The organism is Pseudoxanthomonas daejeonensis (genome assembly GCF_010093205.1).
GTDB lineage: Bacteria > Pseudomonadota > Gammaproteobacteria > Xanthomonadales > Xanthomonadaceae > Pseudoxanthomonas > Pseudoxanthomonas daejeonensis.
Genome location: NZ_PDWN01000008.1, coordinates 97,292 through 118,344, shown reverse-complemented (window position 1 = coordinate 118,344; position 21,053 = coordinate 97,292). Strand labels below are relative to the sequence as shown.

The window sequence follows — 21,053 nt, the reverse complement described above, 5'->3', positions numbered from 1 at the left end:
CCGACCGGAAGCCCCGCATGCGCGCATCGATCCGTACTGCCCTGTCCTTGGCCGTGGTTGCCGCCTTGATGGCCGGCTGCCAACGCGACGCGGAGCCGACGCAGGCAGGCACTCCCGACAGTGCCCCCGTGCCGGCAGCCCCTGCCACTGCTGATGCCGCGGGCAGCGGACCCCCCTCGTGTCCGGCCGATGCGGGCACACCACCCACGGGTGCCCTCACCGCGACCCGCATCACGGCCGCCGACGGGGATGGCGCGGCCGGCCTCTACGAAGGCCCGGTCTGGCGCGACGGGGCCCTGTACTTCTCCGATTTCCGTTTCTCCGATGGCTTTCCTTCGCGCATCCGCAAGCTGACCGCGCAGGGCGGCCTGGAGACGGTGATCGATCCCAGCGGCAGCAACGGGCTGGCGCTGGGCGAAGACGGTGCGCTCGTCGCCGCGACCCACGACCGCAAGGAGATCTCGCGCTTCGACCTGATCGACGGCTCGCGCATGCGCATCGTCGGCGAGTACCAGGGGCAGCCGTTCAATTCACCCAACGACCTGGTGATCGGCCGCGATGGCACGCTGTGGTTCACCGACCCGGATTTCCAGCGCGCGGCCGCGCCCGGAGGCCAGGACAAGACCCGCGTCTACCGCGTGGGGACCGACGGCAACGTCGGCGTGGTCGATGACAGCATCGCCAATCCGAACGGCATCGCCCTGTCGCCCGACGGCGGCACGCTGTACGTGGCCGGCGGCGGCGAACAAGGCGTGCTGCGCGCCTATGCGCTGGTCGACGGCCAGGCACAGGCCGGCCGCGATCTGGTGGCCACCACGGTTCCGGACGGGCTGGCGGTGGACTGCCTGGGCAACATCTACCTGACCGAACATACCTTGCGACGCGTGCGGGTCATTTCTCCGCAGGGCCAGGAGCTGGCGACCATCGCGGCCGATGCCAACCTCACCAACGCCGCATTTGGCGGCCCGCAGGGACGCACGCTGTACCTCACCGGGGCCGGCGCGGTGTGGTCGATCGACCTGGGCGTGGCTGGCCTGCCGTACTGATCCGGGATCCCGGGCGCCAAAAAAAAGGCCCCGCCGGAGCGGGGCCCTTCGTAGCGCTTCGCCGTCAGGCGATCAGAACCGGTACTGCGCCGAGACGCCGAACAGGTTGGCACCGCCGTCGTAGGAACCGGTCAGGCGCGAACGGCTCGAGGACAGGATGTTGACCTCGGGCGTATCGACCAGGTCGATGCGCGCGTAGCTGGCGTCGAGCGAGAAGTTCTCGCTGGCCGCCCAGGTCAGGCCGACCGAGTACCACATGCGATCCTGGTCGGGCATGCGCGGGGTGCGGTGCGGATAGCTGACCGGGGAGTCGTCGCGGGCGATACCGGCACGCAGGGTGAACGCGTCGCTGAGCAGGTACTCGCCGCCGACGCTGTAGAACCAGCTGTCGCCCCAGCTGTAGTCCTCGGCCGAGTCGGCCTGGCGCGGGTTGTCGAACTGGATGCGGATCTCGCGCAGCGAGCTCCAGCCGGTGCGCGACACCTCACCCATCAGGGCGAACTTCTCGGTGGCGTACCAGGTGCCGCTGAGGGTGTGCACGGCCGGCGTGGTCAGCTCGGCCAGCGCGCCGGTGTCCACGTACTGGCCGGTGGAGGCCAGGATGGTGGCGACGTTGGTCGGCACGGTGAAGTCGGCGTCGCCGGTCAGGGAGTGGTCGACTTCCGAGCGATACGAGTAGCCGATGGACACGTTGTCGGTCGGACGCCAGCTCAGGCCGGCGATGAAGCCCAGGCTGGTGTCGGTGCCGTGCACCTCGACCGAACCGTCGTTCTTCTGCGGGCCGAACGGACCGGTGATCGGGTTCGGCATGAAGCACAGCGCCTGCGTGGCGGCGTTGCCGCACAGCGCGGTGCCGAAGTCGATCGCGTTGGACAGGGTGACGTCGGAGCGCTCGATGACCGCACCGAGGCCGGCCGAGAAGTGGTCGCCCAGATCCAGCGACATGGCCAGGGTCAGGTCGATGATCTTCACGTCCGAGTTCAGCGCGTGGTAACGGCCCTTCCAGCCGTCGTCGTATTCGGTCTTCAGGCCGAACGGCGCGCTGACCATGGCGCCCAGGGTCAGGTACTCGAAGCTGCCTTCCAGCGGCAGGATGAACGACATCGCCGGGACCGGCGAGACGCCGCCGGCGTCGCCGCCGTCGCCACCGGTCAGCGGCTGCTGCAGGGGGGTGCCGGCCGCGGCATAACCGCTGCCTTCGAACTCGAAGGACAGGTCGATCGCGGTGACGTCGCCCTGGATGGTGGTGCGATCGAAGGTCGACATCATCGCCGGGTTGTTGACGACGACCGAGGCGTCGCCCTTGGCCGAAGCGGCGCCGGCCATGGCGCGGCCCTGGGCCTTGACGCTGTTTTCCTTCAGCTGGAACGCGGCGGCATGGACCTGGCCACAGGCCAGGGCGCCGGCGATGCCGAGGGCAAGCGCGGAAATGCGGGTGAGGGAATGGACTTGCATGTTTCTGATCTCTCCGGATGACGGGGGTTGAGTGGCACCTGCGCGCCCGCAGGCGACCCCCTCCCGGGGTTGCCCGCATCCGTCGGAGTCCCCTCCCGACATACGACGCCGTATTGGAGTATACGCCTTGCGTTTAACCAGACAATAACGACGAAAGTCACGCCCCGCGCCGGTGGCCGGCCCGCCTGGCCGGGTGGGTGCAGACGCCCGACCCTGGCCTGGGCGATAGTGGCGGCCATGTTCGTGTCCTTGCCCTCGCGCCAGAAGGCTTCAGTGCGCTGGGCCACGCCGCTGCTGTTTGCCGCGCTGTGGTTGGCTTTCCTGTGGTCGCTGGGCCGCCCGGATGAGGCCCGGCACAGCCTGTGGCTGGCCTGGGGGGCGCTGGGAAGGGGCCTTGGAGGCGGTGACGCCTGGCTGGCCGCCCTGCGCGACGGCAGCGTGCTGCGCCTGTTCACCGCCCTGTTCCTGCATGCGGACTGGGCGCACCTGCTGGGCAACCTCGTGTTCCTGCTGATCTTCGGCCTGCCGGCGGAGCGGACGATGGGGCCGTGGCGGTTCCTGCTGCTGTTCCTGTGTGGCGGCGCGGTGGCCAACCTGGCCGCCGTGCTGGCGATCGACAACCCGGACCGGGTGGTGATCGGCGCCAGCGGCGCGGTCTCGGCCGTGATCGGCGCCTATCTGGCCCTGTTCCCCGGGGCGCGCCTGGGCGTGGTCCTGCCCCTGGGCCTGTTCCTGGAGTTCGTGCGCGCGCCGGCATTCCTGCTGATCGGCATCTGGGCGGCGCTGCAGGTGCTGTTCGCCTACATCGGCCCGGCGTTCGGCGCGGTGGCCTGGGCCGCGCACGTGGCCGGGTTCCTCTTCGGCGTGGTGTTCGCGCTGGTGGTACGGGCCGGCATCGCGCGGCGGCTGCGACGGCAACGCGGCTACTGATCCCTTCGCCCTTGGATCGGGGCCGGTTCCGCCCCATCTTCTCCTCCCGCACGACGATCCGCAGACCGATGGCCAAGCTGCTCTACAAGGTGACTTTCCTCAACCACGGCAAGGTGTACGAGCTCTATGCGCGGCACGTGGCCGGAAGCTCGCTGTGGGGATTCACCGAGGTGGGCGAACTGGTGTTCGACGTGCACGAGGGCCTGGTGGTCGATCCGACCGAAGAGCGCCTGCGCGACGAATTCGGTACCACCCGCGTCCTGCACCTGCCGATGCAGAGCATCGTCCGCGTCGAGGAAGTGGAGCGCAAAGGCCAGTCGGCGATCCGCGATGCGGCCACCGGCGAAAAAGTGGTCACGCCGTTCCCGATGCCGTCCAAGCCGCCACGCTGAAGCCTGCCCGCCGGATATCGACTACGTCGGGCCCGCGCCAGCAGGCGCGGACGTTCCAACTCAGCGCGCCTGCACGGCCTTGGTGCCGGATGCCTGGCTGACGAGCGTCTTCAGCTCGACCAGGGCGGCGGCGATCGGCTTGTCGCCGGGCAGCGGCTGGCCGGCCTTGTAACCCTCGGCACCCTCGTCATCGCCGCGCAGGTGGCCCGGCAGCGTCGCCTCGCTGATCTCCGCCAGGCTGGGCGGCACCACGTCGGCGCCGATCAGGGCCGGGTCCGGCGTGAGCTCCTTGTCCGGGACGATGCCGCTGGCCTGGATGGAACGCCCACTGGGCGTGTAATAGCGCGCGGTGGTCAACTTGACCGAGTCGCCATTGTCCAGCGGCAGCACGGTCTGCACCGAGCCCTTGCCGAAGGTGCGACTGCCGATCACGCGGGCGCGATTGTTGTCGCGCAACGCGCCGGCGAGCACTTCGGCCGCGCTGGCCGAACCGGCATCCACCAGCACCACCACCGGCGCGCCCTTCATGCGGTCGCCCGGCGTAGCGTCGAACCGCGTGTCGCTGATCGGAATCCGGCCGCGCGTGCTGACGATCCCGCCTTTGTCGAGCAGATCGTCGGCCACCTGCACCGCGGCGGTCAGCAGGCCGCCCGGATTGCTGCGCAGGTCCAGCACCAGTCCGCGCAGGCGTCCGCCGGCCTGCGCCTGCAGCTTGTCGAGATGGGTCTGGAAATCGGCGCCCGTATCGGCCTGGAAGGTGCTGATGCGTACGTAGCCATAACCGGGCTCGAGCATGCGGCTGCGCACGCTGGTGATCTTGATGGTCTCGCGCACGAGGGTCACGTCGAACGGCTTGTCGCGCCCCTCGCGCACCACCGTGATGGTGACCTTGCTGCCCGGCACGCCGCGCAGCGGTTCCATCGCTTCGACCTGGGCGATGGGCTTTCCATCGATCGCGATGATGATGTCGCCCGACAGCAGGCCGGCGCGCGCGGCCGGAGTGTCGTCGATCGGCGCGACCACCTTCAGCGTGTTGTCCGGCTCCTGCTGCAGCTCCACGCCGATGCCGTCGTAGGCGCCGCTGGTCTGCTCGTCGAAGGATTCGCTCTCGCTCTTGTCCAGGTATGCGCTGTGCGGATCCAGGTCCAGCAACAGGCCGGCGATCGCCGATTGCATCAACGCGCGGTCGTCGACCGGATCGACGTAAGCGTCCTTGACGGCGTTGTAGACCGCCACGTAGCGGCGGATCTCGGCCAACGGCACCCTGGAAGCCGCGGTGGCGCGGTCATCGGCGGCATCGGGATCGTCGCTGGCCGCCACCGGCGCATCCTGGTTCGGGATGTCTTCCGGCGCCGCTTCTTCCGCGGGCGCCGCTTGCCCGGCTGCTTCCTTCGCTTCCGGTCCGCCCGGTGCAGGTTGCTGGGCGGCGACGTGCGCAGCCGGCAACAGGGCCAGCAGCAGGAGCAGGGAGGGACGACGCATGCGGGGCTCCGGGACGCGCCAGGCGCGCGTTGAACCGATTATGCGTCAAGCCCGGCCCAATGCCGCTTGAACTTCCACCGGACTTCCGCTGCCGGCATTCAGCGACGTTGCAGCCACGACGCCGGATCCACCGGCTGGCCGTTACGGCGCAATTCGAAGTAAAGCGCCGCACGGCCGTGGCCACCGGAGCTGCCGACCTTGGCCACCGCGTCGCCCCGGCGCACCCTGTCCCCGGCATCGCGCAGCAGCGACTCGTTGTGCGCGTACAGGCTCATGTAGCCGTTGCCGTGGTCGACGATCAGGATCAGCCCGTAACCGGTCATCCACTCGGAAAACCCCACGGTGCCATCGGCCACCGCGGTGCCCGGACTGCCGGCCGACGCGCCGATCAGTACGCCGCTGCTGGTCCTTCCGTCGGGCAGGCGACCGCCATAGCGCGCCAGCAACTCGCCAGTCGCCGGCCAGCCCAGCCCGCCTACTTTCGGAGGTGGCGTCGTCGATGCCACCCGGGGCGGCACCTTGCCCGGCGCAGCCGTGCGACCGTTTGCGCCCTGTTGCGCGCTCTGCGCTTCGCGCCTGGCGGCGGCACGGCGCTCGGCCTCGGCCTTCGCAGCGGTTGCCCGCAGGTTGGCGAGCAGGCGCTCCAGCGATTTCACGTCGCGTCCCAGCGCCTGCTCGCGCTGCTGGCGATCCTCATAGCGGTGATCGAGGTCGGCCACGACTTCGGCTCGTGAGCCGCGGTCGCGTTTGAGGGTGGCCAACTGCTGCTTCTGCTCAGCCTGCAGCGCCTGCAGTTCCGCGGTGCGCGCTTCGATTTCCGTCTCCGTCGCCACCAGCGCTTCCAGCGCCCCGGACAGCTCGGCCACCTGGCGTACCTGCTCGCGCTGGGCGTACCGGTAGTAGCCCAGCGCACGCTGGGCGTCGGCGATGCGGTCCTGTGCCAGCAGGATCTTCAAGGGCGCCTGGGCACCGCTCATGTAGGCGCTGCGCAGCAGCGTGGCCAGGTGCGCGCGACGCTGCCCGAGGTCGAGCTGCATCGCTTTGCGGCGCTGCTGCAGGGCGGTCAGCGCATCGCGTTCGCGCGCCATTGCCGCCTCGGTCTCGGCCAGTGCGCGGCCGGAGCGACCCAGTTGTTCGTCCGCCCGGCGCAATCGCTGGGCGGCCTCGCCGCGCTGTCCTTCCAGCCGGCGGCGTTCGCGGGCGATCTGCTGCAACTCGGTGCGCGTCTTGCGCAGCTCCTGCTCGGTCGCCTTCTGCGACTGGGCCTGGACGGCGAACGGAACGACGACCGGCCCGGACATCCACGCCAACCCGAGGAGCATGGCCAGCCGGGCCGCGACACGGGGCGACCCGCCGGCGAAGAGCCAGGACAGCATCTGCTTGCGGCGATGGCGCACGCCCGGACATCCCAGTGACTTCAGACAGTGGCGGATTGTAGCCAAGGGTGGTCGTATGCTGGTCAGGTCCCGTATCACAGGCATCCCATATGACCCGCCTCATCACCCGCGTCGCCTTTGCCCTTGCCGTGGCCTGTTCGTTGCCCGCCATGGCGCAGGACGACATCAGCAAGGTCAACGGCAGCATCGAAACGAGCGCCGGCGGCAATTACGGCGACCTGGAGACCGTCAACGGCGCCGTGCACATCGCCGAGAACGTGCAGTCCGGCGACGCCAGCACCGTAAACGGCAGCGTCCACGTCGGCAATGGCGCCCGCGTCGGCAGCCTGGAAACGGTCAACGGCGCCATCCGCCTCGGCCGCAACGTCCAGGTCGCCGGCGACATCGAGACGGTCAATGGCAGCGTATTCGTCGACCAGGGCGGCAAGGTGGATGGCGGCATCGAGACCGTGAACGGCGCAATCGGCCTGGTCCAGACCGAAGTGGTCCAGAACCTGGAAACGGTCAATGGCGACATCACCGTGGGCATCGGTTCCCACGTGCGCGGCGGCATCACCATCGAGCGCAACCGCAGCTGGTTCCAGGGCACGCCCAAGCGCAAGCCGCGGGTGGTGATCGGCCCGAACGCCGTTGTCGACGGGCCGCTCGAGTTCCGCCGCGAGGTCAGCCTGTACGTGCACAAGACTGCCCGGACCGGTCCGGTGACCGGGGCCGAACCGGTGAGCTTCGAAACCGAGACCGCGCCGCAGGACTGAGCCGGCGCGGCTTGGCTAGAATCGGGGTTCCGCTATCCCTTCGGAGTCCCGATGTCCCGTAAAGTCCTGATCGGCCTCGCCGCCGGCGCCCTGGCGCTGGCCGGCTGCAAACAGGCCGACACCCCCGCCCCGCCCCCCGCGCCCGACGCCGCCGCTGCTACTGCGCCCGCCAGCACCCATGCATTCAAGTCCACGATCGAGGCGGACGACTTCGCCGAAATGGTGAAGACCCTGGCCTCGGACGAGTTCGAGGGCCGTGGCCCGGGCTCGGTCGGCGAAGAGCGCACCATCGAATACATCCGGGCGCAGATGCAGCGCATCGGCCTGCAACCGGGCAATGGCGACAGCTACTTCCAGGACGTGCCGATGGTGGAAACCACGGCCGACCCGTCAACGAAGCTGACGCTCACCATCGATGGCAAGCCGGTGGAGCTGACATTCGGTGCGGACATGGTGGTCGGCACGCGTACCGGCCAGGCCCAGGTCAGCGTCAAGGACAGTCCGATGGTATTCGTCGGCTACGGCGTGGACGCGCCCGAGCGCGGATGGAACGACTATGCCGACCAGGACTGGACCGGCAAGACCGTGGTGATGTTCGTCAACGATCCGGGCTTCCACGCCCAGGACGAGAAGCTGTTCGACGGCAAGAAGATGACGTATTACGGCCGCTGGACCTACAAGTTCGAGGAAGCTGCGCGCAAGGGCGCCGTTGCGGCGCTGATCGTGCACGACGACGCCGGCGCGAGCTACGGCTGGGATGTGGTCAAGAATTCGTGGTCCGGCGCGCAGTACGACCTGCCGGCGAGCGACGATCCCGAGCCGCGCCTGCCGGTGCAGGGGTGGCTGACTGCAGACGCGGCACGCAAGCTGTTCGCTGGTGCCGGCCTGGACCTGGAAGACGCCTACAAGAAGGCGGGCAAGGCCGGTTTCACGCCCGTGCCGCTTGACGCCACCCTGTCGGTCGACCTGGCCAGCAGCACCGCCAACAAGACCTCACGCAACGTGATCGGCGTTCTGCCGGGCAAGTCCCGCGCTGATGAGGCCGTGCTCTACATGGCCCATTGGGACCACCTGGGCAACCACGAGGGCGAGGAAGGCGACGCCATTTACAACGGCGCGATCGACAACGCGACCGGCGTGGCGGGCATCCTGGAGATCGCGGAAGCCTTCGCCCAGCAGGAACAGCCGCCGGAGCGCTCCGTGGTGTTCGTGGCGGTCACGCTGGAGGAGTCGGGCCTGCTCGGGTCGAAGTACTACGTCGCACATCCGACGTTCCCGCTGGACAAGATCGCCGGCGTGGTCAACCTCGATGCGATGTCGGTGGCTGGCCGATCGCGCGACTTCGTCGTCACCGGCAAGGGCAATTCAGAGCTGGAGGACATGCTGAAGACCTACGCCGACCAACAGGAACGGGTCCTGGTCCAGGAGGGCAATACCGCCGCGGGCTACTACTTCCGCAGCGACCACTTCAATTTCGCCAAGGCCGGCGTTCCCGCGTTGTATGCCAAGGGCGGCAGCGATCTGGTCGAGGGTGGTACCGAGGCCGGCAAGGCCGCCAGCGCCGACTACGCCAAGCGTTACCACCAGCCCAGCGACGAGGTTCATGAAGGCTGGCGCTACGACGGAGTCGTCGAGGACCTGGTCGCGCTTTATGGCGTTGGTCGCGACCTTGCCGCCGGCGACCGCTGGCCGAACTGGTACGCAGGCAATCCGTTCAAGGCGGCACGCGACACGATGATGACTGGCAAGCAGGCCGGCAGCACCGAGTAATACCTCAGGCGTATTGGGCGCCCAGGAACGAACGAAGGGCCGGTCGCTGTCGCGCCGGCCCTTTTTTTGTGCGTCGACCGGGCTGACTGAGTATGTGCCGTTACGTGCAATAGCTAGCCCTTGCCACGAAAGAACCATGTTTCGCGCCGTTGCGGGAACGGGTAATCCAAGGTGCCACAGTCATCGGCAGTTGATATGCGCGCTGAGCGAACTCGGATCGACGGAATCGATCTCGCGCGGGCCACGACCAGAGCTCTCTCGCCGAGGCATGACCCTGGAGTTCGCATTGCGATATGGCCTGCCGCCCAGGCAGCCCAACTGGGGTGCGCGCGCAATTGAGCAAACACGCCAGGCAATCAGGGCACAGCGCAGCGCAGCCCTACCCGCCTGAAAGCTCGCCGCCCGGGCAAGAGGCGACAGGCTCCGCTCACCACGAACGCCGGTCGGAGATCCGAGGGGCAGCCATCTTCACGGCCAATCGGCAGCCCGCCGTCAACCTGGTCGACGGACTCGGGCTTACCGACCAGATCCGCGGCGCCCATCCGGGGCGCCCGTTGACTGTCCCGTTCAGCGATTCCCGCCTTGCGCGACGCCAGCTGCGTCCGGTGCCGGGGTCGTTTGCAGGCGCGCCCACGTCGCCCCTTTCAAGACTCCCTATCGGGAGGCAACGGCCGTTCACGACTCCGCACGATCGTTGAATCGGAAAAAGAAGAAACCCCCAGCCTGGCGGCTGGGGGTTTCGGGATAAAACCCTGACGATGACCTACTCTCGCATGGGAAGCCCACACTACCATCGGCGCTGTTGCGTTTCACTTCCGAGTTCGGGATGGGATCGGGTGGTTCCACAACGCTAATTTCATCAGGGAGACGGTTGGAGCGTGCTGGTGAACATGATCGCCCGTAAAGGACCGACCGTGCATACCGCACCGTCTCGCATAAGTACTTGGGATGTAGTGAGCGGCTCGATGACTATCGACGTGTTCGTCGAGTCCAAGGCCACTTGAGGTTATATGGTCAAGCCACACGGATCATTAGTATCAGTTAGCTCAACGCATTGCTGCGCTTACACACCTGACCTATCAACCACCTAGTCTTGATGGTTCCTTTAGGGGACTTGTGTCCCGGGAGATCTCATCTTGAGGCGCGCTTCCCGCTTAGATGCTTTCAGCGGTTATCGCTTCCGAACGTAGCTACCCGGCAATGCCACTGGCGTGACAACCGGAACACCAGGGGTTCGTCCACTCCGGTCCTCTCGTACTAGGAGCAGCCCCTCTCAAATCTCCAACGCCCATGGCAGATAGGGACCGAACTGTCTCACGACGTTCTGAACCCAGCTCGCGTACCACTTTAAATGGCGAACAGCCATACCCTTGGGACCGACTACAGCCCCAGGATGTGATGAGCCGACATCGAGGTGCCAAACACCGCCGTCGATATGAACTCTTGGGCGGTATCAGCCTGTTATCCCCGGAGTACCTTTTATCCGTTGAGCGATGGCCCTTCCATACAGAACCACCGGATCACTAAGTCCTAGTTTCCTACCTGCTTGATCCGTCGATCTTGCAGTCAAGCACGCTTATGCCTTTGCACACAGTGCGCGATGTCCGACCGCGCTGAGCGTACCTTCGAGCTCCTCCGTTACTCTTTAGGAGGAGACCGCCCCAGTCAAACTACCCACCATACACGGTCCCCGACCCGGATTACGGGTCTAGGTTAGAACGTCAAGCACATCAGGGTGGTATTTCAAGGATGGCTCCACCGAAGCTAGCGCCTCGGTTTCATAGCCTCCCACCTATCCTACACAGACGAACTCAACGTTCAGTGTAAAGCTATAGTAAAGGTTCACGGGGTCTTTCCGTCTTGCCACGGGAACGCTGCATCTTCACAGCGATTTCAATTTCACTGAGTCTCGGGTGGAGACAGCGCCGCTGTCGTTACGCCATTCGTGCAGGTCGGAACTTACCCGACAAGGAATTTCGCTACCTTAGGACCGTTATAGTTACGGCCGCCGTTTACTGGGGCTTCGATCAAGAGCTTCGCCTTGCGGCTGACCCCATCAATTAACCTTCCAGCACCGGGCAGGCGTCACACCCTATACGTCCACTTTCGTGTTTGCAGAGTGCTGTGTTTTTGATAAACAGTCGCAGCGGCCTGGTTTCTGCGACCCTCCTCAGCTATAGCCCGCATGGGCCACCAAAGAGGGTGCACCTTCTCCCGAAGTTACGGTGCCATGTTGCCTAGTTCCTTCACCCGAGTTCTCTCAAGCGCCTGAGAATTCTCATCCTACCCACCTGTGTCGGTTTACGGTACGGTCTGCGTGAGCTGAAGCTTAGGAGCTTTTCCTGGAAGCGTGGTATCAGTGACTTCGTCCTAAAGGACTCGTCTCGGTGCTCGGTCTTAAAGGATCCCGGATTTGCCAAAGATCCAAACCTACCGCCTTTCCCCGGGACAACCAACGCCCGGTACACCTAACCTTCTCCGTCCCTCCATCGCACTCACGCGAGGTGCAGGAATATTAACCTGCTTCCCATCGACTACGGCTTTCGCCCTCGCCTTAGGGACCGACTAACCCTGCGTCGATTAACGTTGCGCAAGGAAACCTTGGGCTTTCGGCGTGCGGGCTTTTCACCCGCATTATCGTTACTCATGTCAGCATTCGCACTTCCGATACCTCCAGCGGACTTCTCAATCCACCTTCGCAGGCTTACGGAACGCTCCTCTACCGCGCATAACAAAGTTATGCACCCCAAGCTTCGGTTTATCGCTTAGCCCCGTTAAATCTTCCGCGCAGACCGACTCGACCAGTGAGCTATTACGCTTTCTTTAAAGGGTGGCTGCTTCTAAGCCAACCTCCTGGCTGTCTGTGCCTTTCCACATCGTTTCCCACTTAGCGATAATTTGGGACCTTAGCTGTGGGTCTGGGTTGTTTCCCTTTTCACGACGGACGTTAGCACCCGCCGTGTGTCTCCCATACAGTCCGTCTCGGTATTCGGAGTTTGCAATGGTTTGGTAAGTCGCGATGACCCCCTAGCCATAACAGTGCTCTACCCCCGAGAGGATACATATGAGGCGCTACCTAAATAGCTTTCGAGGAGAACCAGCTATCTCCGGGTTCGATTAGCTTTTCACTCCTAATCACACCTCATCCCCGTCTTTTGCAACAGACGTGGGTTCGGGCCTCCAGTACCTGTTACGGCACCTTCACCCTGGGCATGACTAGATCACCCGGTTTCGGGTCTACAGCCCGCGACTATGCGCCCTATTCAGACTCGGTTTCCCTTCGCCTCCCCTATACGGTTAAGCTTGCCACGAACTGTAAGTCGCTGACCCATTATACAAAAGGTACGCAGTCACCCTTGCGGGCTCCTACTGCTTGTACGCACACGGTTTCAGGGTCTATTTCACTCCCCTCTCCGGGGTTCTTTTCGCCTTTCCCTCACGGTACTGGTTCACTATCGGTCGGTCAGGAGTATTTAGCCTTGGAGGATGGTCCCCCCATGTTCAGACAGGGTTTCACGTGCCCCGCCCTACTCGTCTTCACTGGAGTGGCCCTTTTAAATACAGGGCTATCACCTTCTATGGCCAACCTTTCCAGGTTGTTTTTCTAAAGCCATTCCAGCTTAAGGGCTAGTCCCCGTTCGCTCGTCACTACTTAGGGAATCTCGGTTGATTTCTTTTCCTCCGGTTACTTAGATATTTCAGTTCACCGGGTTCGCTTCCAGCAGCTATGAATTCACTGCAGGATACTGCCGAAGCAGTGGGTTTCCCCATTCGGACATCGCGGGATCAAAGCTTATTGCCAGCTCCCCCGCGCTTTTCGCAGGCTGTCACGTCCTTCATCGCCTCTGACCGCCAAGGCATCCACCGTGTGCGCTTATTCGCTTGACCATATAACCCCAAGTCGCCTCGGAGTTACTGACGTGCTGGTGGGGTACAAAGCCACCAACGCGAACATTCGACTCAATTTTTAGGGGCTCGAAGCCCCCGCCTTAGCCTCAACGACACGTCGAGATAGACATCTCAAACGCTCGCTACATCCCAAGTTATAAAAGAACACGTGCCGGCCTCAACGCCTGGCGCGTAAATTCGAAAGTGTGTGCGCTTGTCATTCAGAGTGGTGGGTCTGGGAGGACTCGAACCACCGACCTCACCCTTATCAGGGGTGCGCTCTAACCACCTGAGCTACAGACCCAAAAGTCGATACTCAATATGGTGGAGCCTGTCGGGATCGAACCGACGACCCCCTGCTTGCAAAGCAGGTGCTCTCCCAGCTGAGCTAAGGCCCCTAAAAGGGACTTCCCCAGTCCGTCAGGACCAGGAACTCTGAATGCAGGTGACTTGTGAGGACGCCCGACAGGACGATGCTGTCGTGCTCAAAAGGAGGTGATCCAGCCGCACCTTCCGATACGGCTACCTTGTTACGACTTCACCCCAGTCATCGGCCACACCGTGGCAAGCGCCCTCCCGAAGGTTAAGCTACCTGCTTCTGGTGCAACAAACTCCCATGGTGTGACGGGCGGTGTGTACAAGGCCCGGGAACGTATTCACCGCAGCAATGCTGATCTGCGATTACTAGCGATTCCGACTTCACGGAGTCGAGTTGCAGACTCCGATCCGGACTGAGATGGGGTTTCTGGGATTGGCTCACCCTCGCGGGATTGCAGCCCTCTGTCCCCACCATTGTAGTACGTGTGTAGCCCTGGTCGTAAGGGCCATGATGACTTGACGTCATCCCCACCTTCCTCCGGTTTGTCACCGGCGGTCTCCTTAGAGTTCCCACCATTACGTGCTGGCAACTAAGGACAAGGGTTGCGCTCGTTGCGGGACTTAACCCAACATCTCACGACACGAGCTGACGACAGCCATGCAGCACCTGTCTCACGGTTCCCGAAGGCACCAATCCATCTCTGGAAAGTTCCGTGGATGTCAAGACCAGGTAAGGTTCTTCGCGTTGCATCGAATTAAACCACATACTCCACCGCTTGTGCGGGCCCCCGTCAATTCCTTTGAGTTTCAGTCTTGCGACCGTACTCCCCAGGCGGCGAACTTAACGCGTTAGCTTCGATACTGGGTTCCAAGTTGAACCCAACATCCAGTTCGCATCGTTTAGGGCGTGGACTACCAGGGTATCTAATCCTGTTTGCTCCCCACGCTTTCGTGCCTCAGTGTCAGTGTTGGCCCAGGTGGCCGCCTTCGCCACGGATGTTCCTCCCGATCTCTACGCATTTCACTGCTACACCGGGAATTCCGCCACCCTCTACCACACTCTAGTCGCCCAGTATCCATCGCAATTCCCAGGTTGAGCCCAGGGCTTTCACGACAGACTTAAACAACCACCTACGCACGCTTTACGCCCAGTAATTCCGAGTAACGCTTGCACCCTTCGTATTACCGCGGCTGCTGGCACGAAGTTAGCCGGTGCTTATTCTTTGGGTACCGTCATCCCTACCGAGTATTAATCAATAGGATTTCTTTCCCAACAAAAGGGCTTTACAACCCGAAGGCCTTCTTCACCCACGCGGTATGGCTGGATCAGGCTTGCGCCCATTGTCCAATATTCCCCACTGCTGCCTCCCGTAGGAGTCTGGACCGTGTCTCAGTTCCAGTGTGGCTGATCATCCTCTCAGACCAGCTACGGATCGTCGCCTTGGTGGGCCTTTACCCCGCCAACTAGCTAATCCGACATCGGCTCATTCAATCGCGTGAGGCCTTGCGGTCCCCCACTTTCACCCGTAGGTCGTATGCGGTATTAGCGTAAGTTTCCCTACGTTATCCCCCACGACAGAGTAGATTCCGATGTATTCCTCACCCGTCCGCCACTCGCCACCCAGAGAGCAAGCTCTCCTGTGCTGCCGTTCGACTTGCATGTGTTAGGCCTACCGCCAGCGTTCACTCTGAGCCAGGATCAAACTCTTCACTTAAAATTACAGACCCGAAGGTCAATACTTTCAGATGCAGAAGTTCTACCCAGCTACGTATCGCTTGCTATAAAGCATTTGACTTGTTGCTGTTAAAACGTCTGCAAGATGGACAGTCATCCTTCCTGCAGGCGTCCGCACAAGTTACCTGCGCACACTTTCAAAGAGCGTCGGAATCGGCCTCAGCGCCTTCATCCGTGTCCCGACGTTTCCGTCGAGGTGAGCCGCACATTGTGCCGGCTCGTTTTGAAGATGTCAACACCGCGTCGCGGGTTTTTCATCTTCTCCTCAGCTTGGCGGCGAACCGCTTCCGTTGAGGTGAGCCGCACATTGTGCCGACTCGTTTTGGATCCGTCAACACCCCGTGAAGGGGTCTTTTCGTTTCCGTCCTCGTTGGCTGCGAATCTTTCGACTCGTTTCCGCCGAGGGAGCCGCCCATTATAGGGGGCTTCCGGAGAACTGCAACACCTTTTTCGAGGGTTTTTGTTTCCGGCCCCGCCGTCGTTGATTCCCGAAGGAGGTCAGCGAGTAGCGGGGCGCGCATTGTGCACGGCCGCCCCAGGAATGGGAAGCCCATTGCGCAATTTTTTTCGCTTAGACGGCAGCCGGGATAACTCGACAGGCGATTCCGGCCTGATGGCAGCTGGCCGAGATGCTTGCGCGCGCTGCTTTATCGACTGGAAGCCGGTGCATGAAGACGATCCGGGCGCCCGAGGCCGCCGCCTCCAGGACACACTCCAGTGCATTTCCGCGGGAGCGGATGCGCTGCGCATCCCGGCGTGCCGGCTCCAGCGCGGCTTCTTCGATATCTTCGGCCAGGACGATCACGTCCGCTTCGTTCAGGGCCCGCAGCGCGCGCAATGTATAGAGGTCGGGCGCCTCGCTGGCCTCGACCAGCGCTACAACGCCTTTCATCCGTTCCAGGTCAGGCGCCCGCTCCACTTCCGCGACGAAAGCCGCTTCGAGCGCGACAGGGCCGCCACGCTCGTATTCGTGCTCCATGCGCCCGTCCAGCATGCGCTCGAACCAGCGACGGCGCGCGGCCAGGTCCGGCATCTGCGCGCGGATGCGTTCCCGATGCGCCGCGAACTGCGCCGCGAGCACGCCCAACGCAGGACCGAGTGCGATTTCCAGCTGCTCGCGGATACGGCGTGCAAGCATCGGAGCCGCCCCGCCGGAGGAGATCGCCACGACCAGGGGCGCACGATCGACCACCGCCGGGACCTGGAAGGTGGACAGCACGGCATCGTCGACCACGTTTACGAAGCGCCTGCGGCGGCCCGCTTCGGCGGCCAGGCCCGCATTGAACGCCGGGTCATCCGTGGCCGCCACCGCAAGCCAGACGGCGTCGAGCCAGGCCGGGTCGAAATCGCCGCCCAAGCGGACGATGCGGCCCGTGGACAGCGCCTCGGCAATGTCAGGGTGCAGGACCGCATGGGCATGCAGGCGCACGAGCGCGCCTGCCTTGAGCAGGGCAGCGACCTTGCGCGCGGCCACTTCGCCCCCGCCGACTACCAGTACCTCGCGACCACCCAGGTCGGCAAACAATGGGTACAGCGCCATGCCACAGCCCCCTCATGCGATTCCGCATCGTCCCCGCTGGGGTGAGGATTGTCGATGGCGCGGCGGCCCGGGGTCAGGGCGCCAGGAAGTCCCTGTAGAAATCCGCCACGACTGCGGGCTGGTCCATATGTAAATGGTGTCCGCCCGGCACCACGTTCAGCTCCGCGTGGCGCACGGCGGCCAGGCGCGCCTGGCGGACCGGTTCGGGAAAGTAGGGTTGGGCCGGGTCGGCATACAGAAGCCGGACAGGGCAGGTGATCGCCGAAAGGAGCGCCGCGACCTGCGATTCGGTCAATCGGCTGGCCGCCGGGCGGGTCAGGCGAGGATCACTGCGCCAGACACGGCCGCCCTCCACTGGACGAGTGCCCCGCTCGACCAGCAGGCGCGCATTGGCCTCGTCGAGCTGGCTGGCTTGCATGCGCGCGCGCACCGCCACGGCAAGATCCGGAAATACGCGCAGCGCAGCGCCTGCAGGCCGGGCGCGGGCCACCGCGACGGCCTGCTGCAGGCGCGCGGCGGTGGTTTCGACCGGTTCGGCCAGCGGTCCGAGGGTCTCGATGAGCGCAAGCCGCTCGACCCGCGACGGGACCGCCGCGGCGACCAGCGTGGCGATCGCAGCACCCATGGAGTGGCCCAGCAGGGTGAAACTCTCCCACCCCAGCGCATCGGCGGCATCCAGCACTGCATATAGATGGGTGGTCAAGCCGTACTCGGCACCCACCGGCAGGTGCGCACTGTGGCCATGGCCCGGCAGGTCGAGCAGCAGCAGGTCGAGGTCGGGCAGGTGCGGGAGCAGCGGCAGGAAGCTGGCGGCGTTGTCCAGCCAGCCGTGCAGGGCGATCACCCGGGGCCGGCCCGGACGCGCAACGCGCAAACCCGCCAGCTCGCCCCAGGCTACCGGGAGGTCGATGTCATCCGGCGTCATGCCTCTCGCCCGACCGCGCAACTCGCCAGGTGGGCCAGTGCGTCGGCGTGGGTCGGTGCGTCATTGAGACAGGGGATATAGGCAAGGCGACCACCCTTGGCCTGGAAGTGCTCGGCCAGGCCCAGGGCCACTTCCTCCAGGGTTTCGAGGCAATCCACGGCAAATCCCGGGCAGACCACATCCACCTGGCGTTCGCCGCTGCTGGCCAGGCGGTCCAGCGCCTGGATAGTGGACGGTTCCAGCCAGCGCTCGCGACCGAACCGGGACTGGTACGCAAGCGACCACTGGGTGGTGTCCAGCCCCAGCGCGGCGGCGATCGCATGCGCGCTGTCCCGGCAGCGCTGCGGATACGGATCGCCCGCGTCGGCCACCCGTTGCGGCAGGCCATGGAAAGAAAACAGCAGGTGAGAGCCGCTGCCATGCTGATGCCGGTAGCGGCGAATCGAATCGGCGACCGCGGCCACCCAGCCCGCATCGACCGAGTAATCCTCGATCAGGGTCACGTCCATGCCCTGGGTCTCTTCGGCGACGACGTCGGCGACCGAAGCGGTAGTGGTGGTGGAGTACTGCGGGTAGAGCGGCAGGATCACGAGGCGGCGCGCACCCGCAGCACGCAGTTCGCGAAGCGTCGCGCGCAGGGCAGGGGTGCCGTAGCGCATGGCCGGGCGCACATGCCAGTCCGGCAGGCGCTGCTGCAGGGCAGCCGCCAGCCGCAGGGTGTGGACGAGCAGGGGCGAGCCCTCGTCCATCCACACCTTGGCGTAGTTGGCTGCCGAACGCGGCCCGCGCAGCGGCAGGATCAGCCCGTGCAGGAGGGGTTTCCACAGCAGCGGCGGAATCGAGACCACGCGGGGGTCGCCGAGGAATTCGGCCAGGTAACGGCGCACCGCCGGCGCGGTGGGCGCTTCGGGGGTGCCGAGGTTGACCGCGACCAGCGCGGTATCGATGGCGTCGGACATGCCGGCATTCTGACAGAGCGGATGCGTCGTCGCGCCGCGACGCGCATGTGCCCGCGCGTACGCGACGGCGGGCCTCATGCACGATTCATTGAATCTTCATTAATTTCGACCCATCCGCGGCCCGCCCGCACTTACGTTCCGGAGCCCTCCGCATGTCGCGCCTGCCGAAATTCCTGTTCTCGCTGGCCGTCCTGTTCGCTGCCGGGCATGCGCTCGCCGCGCCCACCGAAGAGGAACGCGCGCGCAATGCCGTGCGGGTCCTCGCCGAGATCCAGCAGATCCCCGAGCAGTCGATCCCGGACAAGCTGCTCGACGAGGCGCGCGGGATCGTGGTCGTCCCGGACACGATCAAGGCCGGCCTGGTGCTCGGCGGGCGCCGCGGCCACGGGCTGATGTCGGTGAAAAGCGCCGACGGCACCTGGTCCAACCCGGTGTTCGTGACCCTGACCGGCGGCAGCATCGGCTTCCAGGCCGGCGTGCAGTCCTCCGATGTCGTGCTGGTATTCCGCAACGACCGCAGCCTGGACGACATCGTCAACGGCAAGTTCACCTTGGGCGCCGATGCCGGCGTGGCCGCCGGCCCGGTAGGCCGCAATGCCGCCGCCGCCACCGACGGCCAGCTGAAGTCCGAGATCTGGTCCTGGTCGCGCGCGCGCGGCCTGTTTGCCGGTGTCTCCCTGGACGGCGCGGTGCTGCAGATCGACCGCGACGCGCAGGCGCAGGTATATGGCGCCACCACGACCCCGCGCATGGTGTTCGAGGGGCGCTCGCAGGTCACTCCACCCAGTGCGGTGGTGGCGTTCCGCGACCAGCTCGAGGAGGCGACCCACAGCGCGCGCGTGGCCCGTTCCGGCGGCTCGGCTCCGGTCGCCGGCGCAGCGCCGGTCGTTTCGCACGCCCCGGCCCAGGTGCAGACCGTCGGAACCGCGCCGGCTCCCGCCGCGCCCGGCACTGCGGCTCCGGCCAGTGGTCCCGCGCCGACGCAGGGTTTCGAGCCGATCGAAGACTCCGGCACACGGACCGAACCACTGCCCTGAGTGCTGCGCTATCCTGTGGCCCTGTTCCTCTGAATCTGTGAGCGTGCCATGGGCGGCCTGAGCATCTGGCATTGGATCATCGTGCTGGTAGTGGTGCTGCTGGTGTTTGGCACCAAGCGCCTGCGCAATGCCGGCAAGGACCTTGGCGAAGCGGTCAAGGGCTTCAAGGAAGGCATGCGCGACCCGGACGAAAAGCCGGCCGGCCAGCTCGGCAACGAGCGCAGCGCCGAGTCGAAGGAACAGTCCGAGCGCGATCGCGCCGAACACTGATTCCGCGTCGGTCGCGCGCGGATGTTCGATATCGGTTTCGGCGAACTGCTGCTGATCGCGGTGGTCGCGCTCGTGGTCCTCGGTCCGGAGCGGCTGCCCAAGGCGGCCCGCTTCGCCGGGCTGTGGGTGCGTCGCGCACGCGCGCAGTGGTATTCGGTCAAGTCAGAACTCGAACGCGAACTGGAAGCCGAAGAGCTGAAGCGTCGCATGCAGGACACCCAGGCCGCGCTGAAGCAGGCACAGGCGCGCCTGCAGGACGAATTCGGACAGGCCCAGTCCCAACTGCAGGGCGAACTCGACGCAGCGGGCAAGCAACTGGACGCCGTCCGGCGCGAGGTCGAGGATCGGCCGCAAACCCCGGACGCGCCTGCGACACCACCGCAGGAGGGAAGCGATGAATCCCGCCGGCCCTGAAGCGGACAGCGAGAGCAGCCTGCTCGACCACCTGCTCGAGCTGCGTACGCGACTGCTGCGCGCGCTGGCCGGGCTGGTGGTCGTGCTGCTGGCGCTGCTGCCTTTCGCCAACAAGCTTTACGCGTGGCTGGCCGCACCTTTGCTGGACAAGCTGCCCGAGGGCGGCCAGCTGATCGCCGTGCAGGTGGCCTCGCCGTTCTTCACTCCGCTCAAGCTGGCGTTCTTCGTCGCCCTGGTGGTGACTGCGCCTTGGCTGCTGTACCAGGCCTGGGCATTCGTGGCCCCGGGCCTGTACCAGCGTGAGAAGCGACTGGCGATGCCGTTGCTGGGCTCGGCGGTGGTGCTGTTCTACGCCGGCTGCGCGTTCGCGTACTTCGTGGTGCTGCCGTCGGTATTCGGCTTCCTCACCGCGATCAAGCCCGAGGGCGTGGCGATGATGACCGACATCAACGCCTACCTGGATTTCGTCCTGGTGATCTTCCTGGCCTTCGGCGCCAGCTTCCAGCTGCCGGTGGCGCTGGTGATCCTGGTCCTGCTCGGCTGGGTCACGCCCGAACAGCTGCGCGAGGGGCGCGGCTACGCGGTGGTGGGCATCTTCATCCTGGCCGCGCTGATCACCCCGCCCGACGTGGTCTCGCAACTGCTGCTGGCGATCCCGATGTGCCTGCTGTACGAGGCGGGCATCCTCGCCTCGCGGCTGGTCGCGCCCAAGCCATCGGACGCGCCTTCGTCCTGAGTGC

14 protein-coding genes, 2 tRNA genes, 3 rRNA genes and 1 pseudogene are annotated in these 21,053 nt (G+C 65.0%); 9 read left to right on the top strand and 11 right to left on the bottom strand.

Features of this window, described 5'->3' with window-relative positions; translation table 11 throughout:
* The first annotated feature begins 17 nt into the window (after nt 1-17).
* Nucleotides 18-1,046, top strand: a complete 1,029-nt coding sequence (locus CSC65_RS09595) for an SMP-30/gluconolactonase/LRE family protein (protein ID WP_162410345.1) — start codon at nt 18-20, stop codon at nt 1,044-1,046.
* A 72-nt stretch (nt 1,047-1,118) separates the two neighbouring features.
* Here CSC65_RS09595 and CSC65_RS09590 read toward each other — a convergent pair whose 3' ends face one another.
* Nucleotides 1,119-2,501 (bottom strand): OmpP1/FadL family transporter, encoded by a 1,383-nt coding sequence (locus CSC65_RS09590; RefSeq protein WP_162410344.1) that lies wholly within the window; start codon nt 2,499-2,501, stop codon nt 1,119-1,121.
* Between the two features lie 237 nt (nt 2,502-2,738).
* Here CSC65_RS09590 and CSC65_RS09585 point away from each other — a divergent pair, with 237 nt between their 5' ends.
* Together CSC65_RS09585 and CSC65_RS09580 are read left to right on the top strand one after the other, a co-directional pair.
* The gene (locus CSC65_RS09585; protein ID WP_162410343.1) at nt 2,739-3,431 is read left to right on the top strand and encodes a rhomboid family intramembrane serine protease; all 693 of its coding nucleotides are present in this window, start codon (nt 2,739-2,741) and stop codon (nt 3,429-3,431) included.
* 68 nt (nt 3,432-3,499) lie between these two features.
* Nucleotides 3,500-3,823 (top strand): DUF1820 family protein, encoded by a 324-nt coding sequence (locus CSC65_RS09580; protein ID WP_162410342.1) that lies wholly within the window; start codon nt 3,500-3,502, stop codon nt 3,821-3,823.
* A gap of 60 nt (nt 3,824-3,883) precedes the next feature.
* On the opposite strand, the gene CSC65_RS09575 is transcribed toward CSC65_RS09580, so the two are convergent.
* Nucleotides 3,884-5,305 carry a S41 family peptidase gene (locus CSC65_RS09575; RefSeq protein ID WP_162410341.1) on the bottom strand — a complete coding sequence of 474 codons (1,422 nt, stop codon included), beginning with the start codon at nt 5,303-5,305 and terminating at the stop codon, nt 3,884-3,886.
* A gap of 98 nt (nt 5,306-5,403) precedes the next feature.
* Complete coding sequence (locus CSC65_RS09570; protein WP_425501344.1) at nt 5,404-6,681, bottom strand: murein hydrolase activator EnvC family protein; 1,278 nt, start codon at nt 6,679-6,681, stop codon at nt 5,404-5,406.
* Nucleotides 6,682-6,791: 110 nt separating this feature from the next.
* Here CSC65_RS09570 and CSC65_RS09565 point away from each other — a divergent pair, with 110 nt between their 5' ends.
* Both CSC65_RS09565 and CSC65_RS09560 read left to right on the top strand, forming a co-directional pair.
* On the top strand, nt 6,792-7,457 hold the full coding sequence (locus CSC65_RS09565) for a DUF4097 family beta strand repeat-containing protein (RefSeq protein WP_425501336.1): 666 nt from the start codon (nt 6,792-6,794) through the stop codon (nt 7,455-7,457).
* Nucleotides 7,458-7,508: 51 nt separating this feature from the next.
* Nucleotides 7,509-9,227 carry a M28 family metallopeptidase gene (locus tag CSC65_RS09560; protein WP_162410340.1) on the top strand — a complete coding sequence of 573 codons (1,719 nt, stop codon included), beginning with the start codon at nt 7,509-7,511 and terminating at the stop codon, nt 9,225-9,227.
* Nucleotides 9,228-9,977: 750 nt separating this feature from the next.
* On the opposite strand, the gene rrf is transcribed toward CSC65_RS09560, so the two are convergent.
* The 8 genes from rrf to hemH form a co-directional block, all read right to left on the bottom strand.
* A 5S ribosomal RNA gene (gene rrf / locus CSC65_RS09555) occupies nt 9,978-10,091 on the bottom strand.
* A 146-nt stretch (nt 10,092-10,237) separates the two neighbouring features.
* Nucleotides 10,238-13,115: ribosomal RNA gene (locus CSC65_RS09550) — 23S ribosomal RNA — on the bottom strand.
* Between the two features lie 227 nt (nt 13,116-13,342).
* Nucleotides 13,343-13,419, bottom strand: a tRNA-Ile gene (locus CSC65_RS09545).
* Nucleotides 13,420-13,437: 18 nt separating this feature from the next.
* Nucleotides 13,438-13,513 (bottom strand) — tRNA-Ala (locus tag CSC65_RS09540).
* Between the two features lie 90 nt (nt 13,514-13,603).
* Nucleotides 13,604-15,148: ribosomal RNA gene (locus tag CSC65_RS09535) — 16S ribosomal RNA — on the bottom strand.
* Together the 16S, 23S and 5S rRNA genes with 2 tRNA genes alongside form the textbook arrangement of a ribosomal RNA operon.
* A gap of 591 nt (nt 15,149-15,739) precedes the next feature.
* Entirely contained in the window at nt 15,740-16,708 is a 969-nt protein-coding gene (locus CSC65_RS09530) for an NAD(P)-dependent oxidoreductase (protein ID WP_162410339.1), read from the bottom strand.
* A 73-nt stretch (nt 16,709-16,781) separates the two neighbouring features.
* Complete coding sequence (locus CSC65_RS09525; RefSeq protein ID WP_162410338.1) at nt 16,782-17,633, bottom strand: alpha/beta fold hydrolase; 852 nt, start codon at nt 17,631-17,633, stop codon at nt 16,782-16,784.
* Entirely contained in the window at nt 17,630-18,592 is a 963-nt protein-coding gene (gene hemH / locus CSC65_RS09520) for a ferrochelatase (protein ID WP_162410337.1), read from the bottom strand. Before hemH ends, CSC65_RS09525 begins: the two co-directional genes overlap by 4 nt.
* A gap of 152 nt (nt 18,593-18,744) precedes the next feature.
* Between hemH and CSC65_RS09515 the strand changes: the two genes are divergently transcribed.
* The 4 genes and pseudogenes from CSC65_RS09515 (at nt 18,745) to tatC (ending at nt 21,049) form a co-directional block, all read left to right on the top strand.
* Nucleotides 18,745-19,629: a lipid-binding SYLF domain-containing protein gene (locus CSC65_RS09515; RefSeq protein ID WP_162410336.1), complete on the top strand. Its 885-nt coding sequence runs from the start codon at nt 18,745-18,747 to the stop codon at nt 19,627-19,629.
* 48 nt (nt 19,630-19,677) lie between these two features.
* A complete protein-coding gene (gene tatA, locus CSC65_RS09510) occupies nt 19,678-19,899 on the top strand; it encodes a Sec-independent protein translocase subunit TatA (protein WP_162410335.1) in 222 nt (73 codons plus the stop codon).
* Nucleotides 19,900-19,920: 21 nt separating this feature from the next.
* Nucleotides 19,921-20,134: pseudogene (tatB, locus tag CSC65_RS16210) on the top strand (Sec-independent protein translocase protein TatB); the annotation flags it as partial.
* 159 nt (nt 20,135-20,293) lie between these two features.
* Entirely contained in the window at nt 20,294-21,049 is a 756-nt protein-coding gene (tatC, locus tag CSC65_RS09500) for a twin-arginine translocase subunit TatC (protein WP_162410333.1), read from the top strand.
* The last annotated feature ends 4 nt before the right edge of the window (nt 21,050-21,053 follow it).

Excerpts from the sequence above, each read along its gene's own strand:
- CSC65_RS09595 (WP_162410345.1), top strand. The coding sequence starts at position 18 with ATGCGCGCATCGATCCGTACTGCCCTGTCCTTGGCCGTGGTTGCCGCC.
- CSC65_RS09585 (WP_162410343.1), top strand. The coding sequence starts at position 2,739 with ATGTTCGTGTCCTTGCCCTCGCGCCAGAAGGCTTCAGTGCGCTGGGCC.
- CSC65_RS09570 (WP_425501344.1), bottom strand. The coding sequence starts at position 6,681 with ATGCTGTCCTGGCTCTTCGCCGGCGGGTCGCCCCGTGTCGCGGCCCGG.
- CSC65_RS09530 (WP_162410339.1), bottom strand. The coding sequence starts at position 16,708 with ATGGCGCTGTACCCATTGTTTGCCGACCTGGGTGGTCGCGAGGTACTG.
- tatA (WP_162410335.1), top strand. The coding sequence starts at position 19,678 with ATGGGCGGCCTGAGCATCTGGCATTGGATCATCGTGCTGGTAGTGGTG.
- CSC65_RS09560 (WP_162410340.1), top strand. The coding sequence starts at position 7,509 with ATGTCCCGTAAAGTCCTGATCGGCCTCGCCGCCGGCGCCCTGGCGCTG.
- CSC65_RS09525 (WP_162410338.1), bottom strand. The coding sequence starts at position 17,633 with ATGACGCCGGATGACATCGACCTCCCGGTAGCCTGGGGCGAGCTGGCG.
- CSC65_RS09580 (WP_162410342.1), top strand. The coding sequence starts at position 3,500 with ATGGCCAAGCTGCTCTACAAGGTGACTTTCCTCAACCACGGCAAGGTG.
- CSC65_RS09590 (WP_162410344.1), bottom strand. The coding sequence starts at position 2,501 with ATGCAAGTCCATTCCCTCACCCGCATTTCCGCGCTTGCCCTCGGCATC.
- CSC65_RS09515 (WP_162410336.1), top strand. The coding sequence starts at position 18,745 with ATGTCGCGCCTGCCGAAATTCCTGTTCTCGCTGGCCGTCCTGTTCGCT.
- hemH (WP_162410337.1), bottom strand. The coding sequence starts at position 18,592 with ATGTCCGACGCCATCGATACCGCGCTGGTCGCGGTCAACCTCGGCACC.
- CSC65_RS09565 (WP_425501336.1), top strand. The coding sequence starts at position 6,792 with ATGACCCGCCTCATCACCCGCGTCGCCTTTGCCCTTGCCGTGGCCTGT.
- tatC (WP_162410333.1), top strand. The coding sequence starts at position 20,294 with ATGAATCCCGCCGGCCCTGAAGCGGACAGCGAGAGCAGCCTGCTCGAC.
- CSC65_RS09575 (WP_162410341.1), bottom strand. The coding sequence starts at position 5,305 with ATGCGTCGTCCCTCCCTGCTCCTGCTGCTGGCCCTGTTGCCGGCTGCG.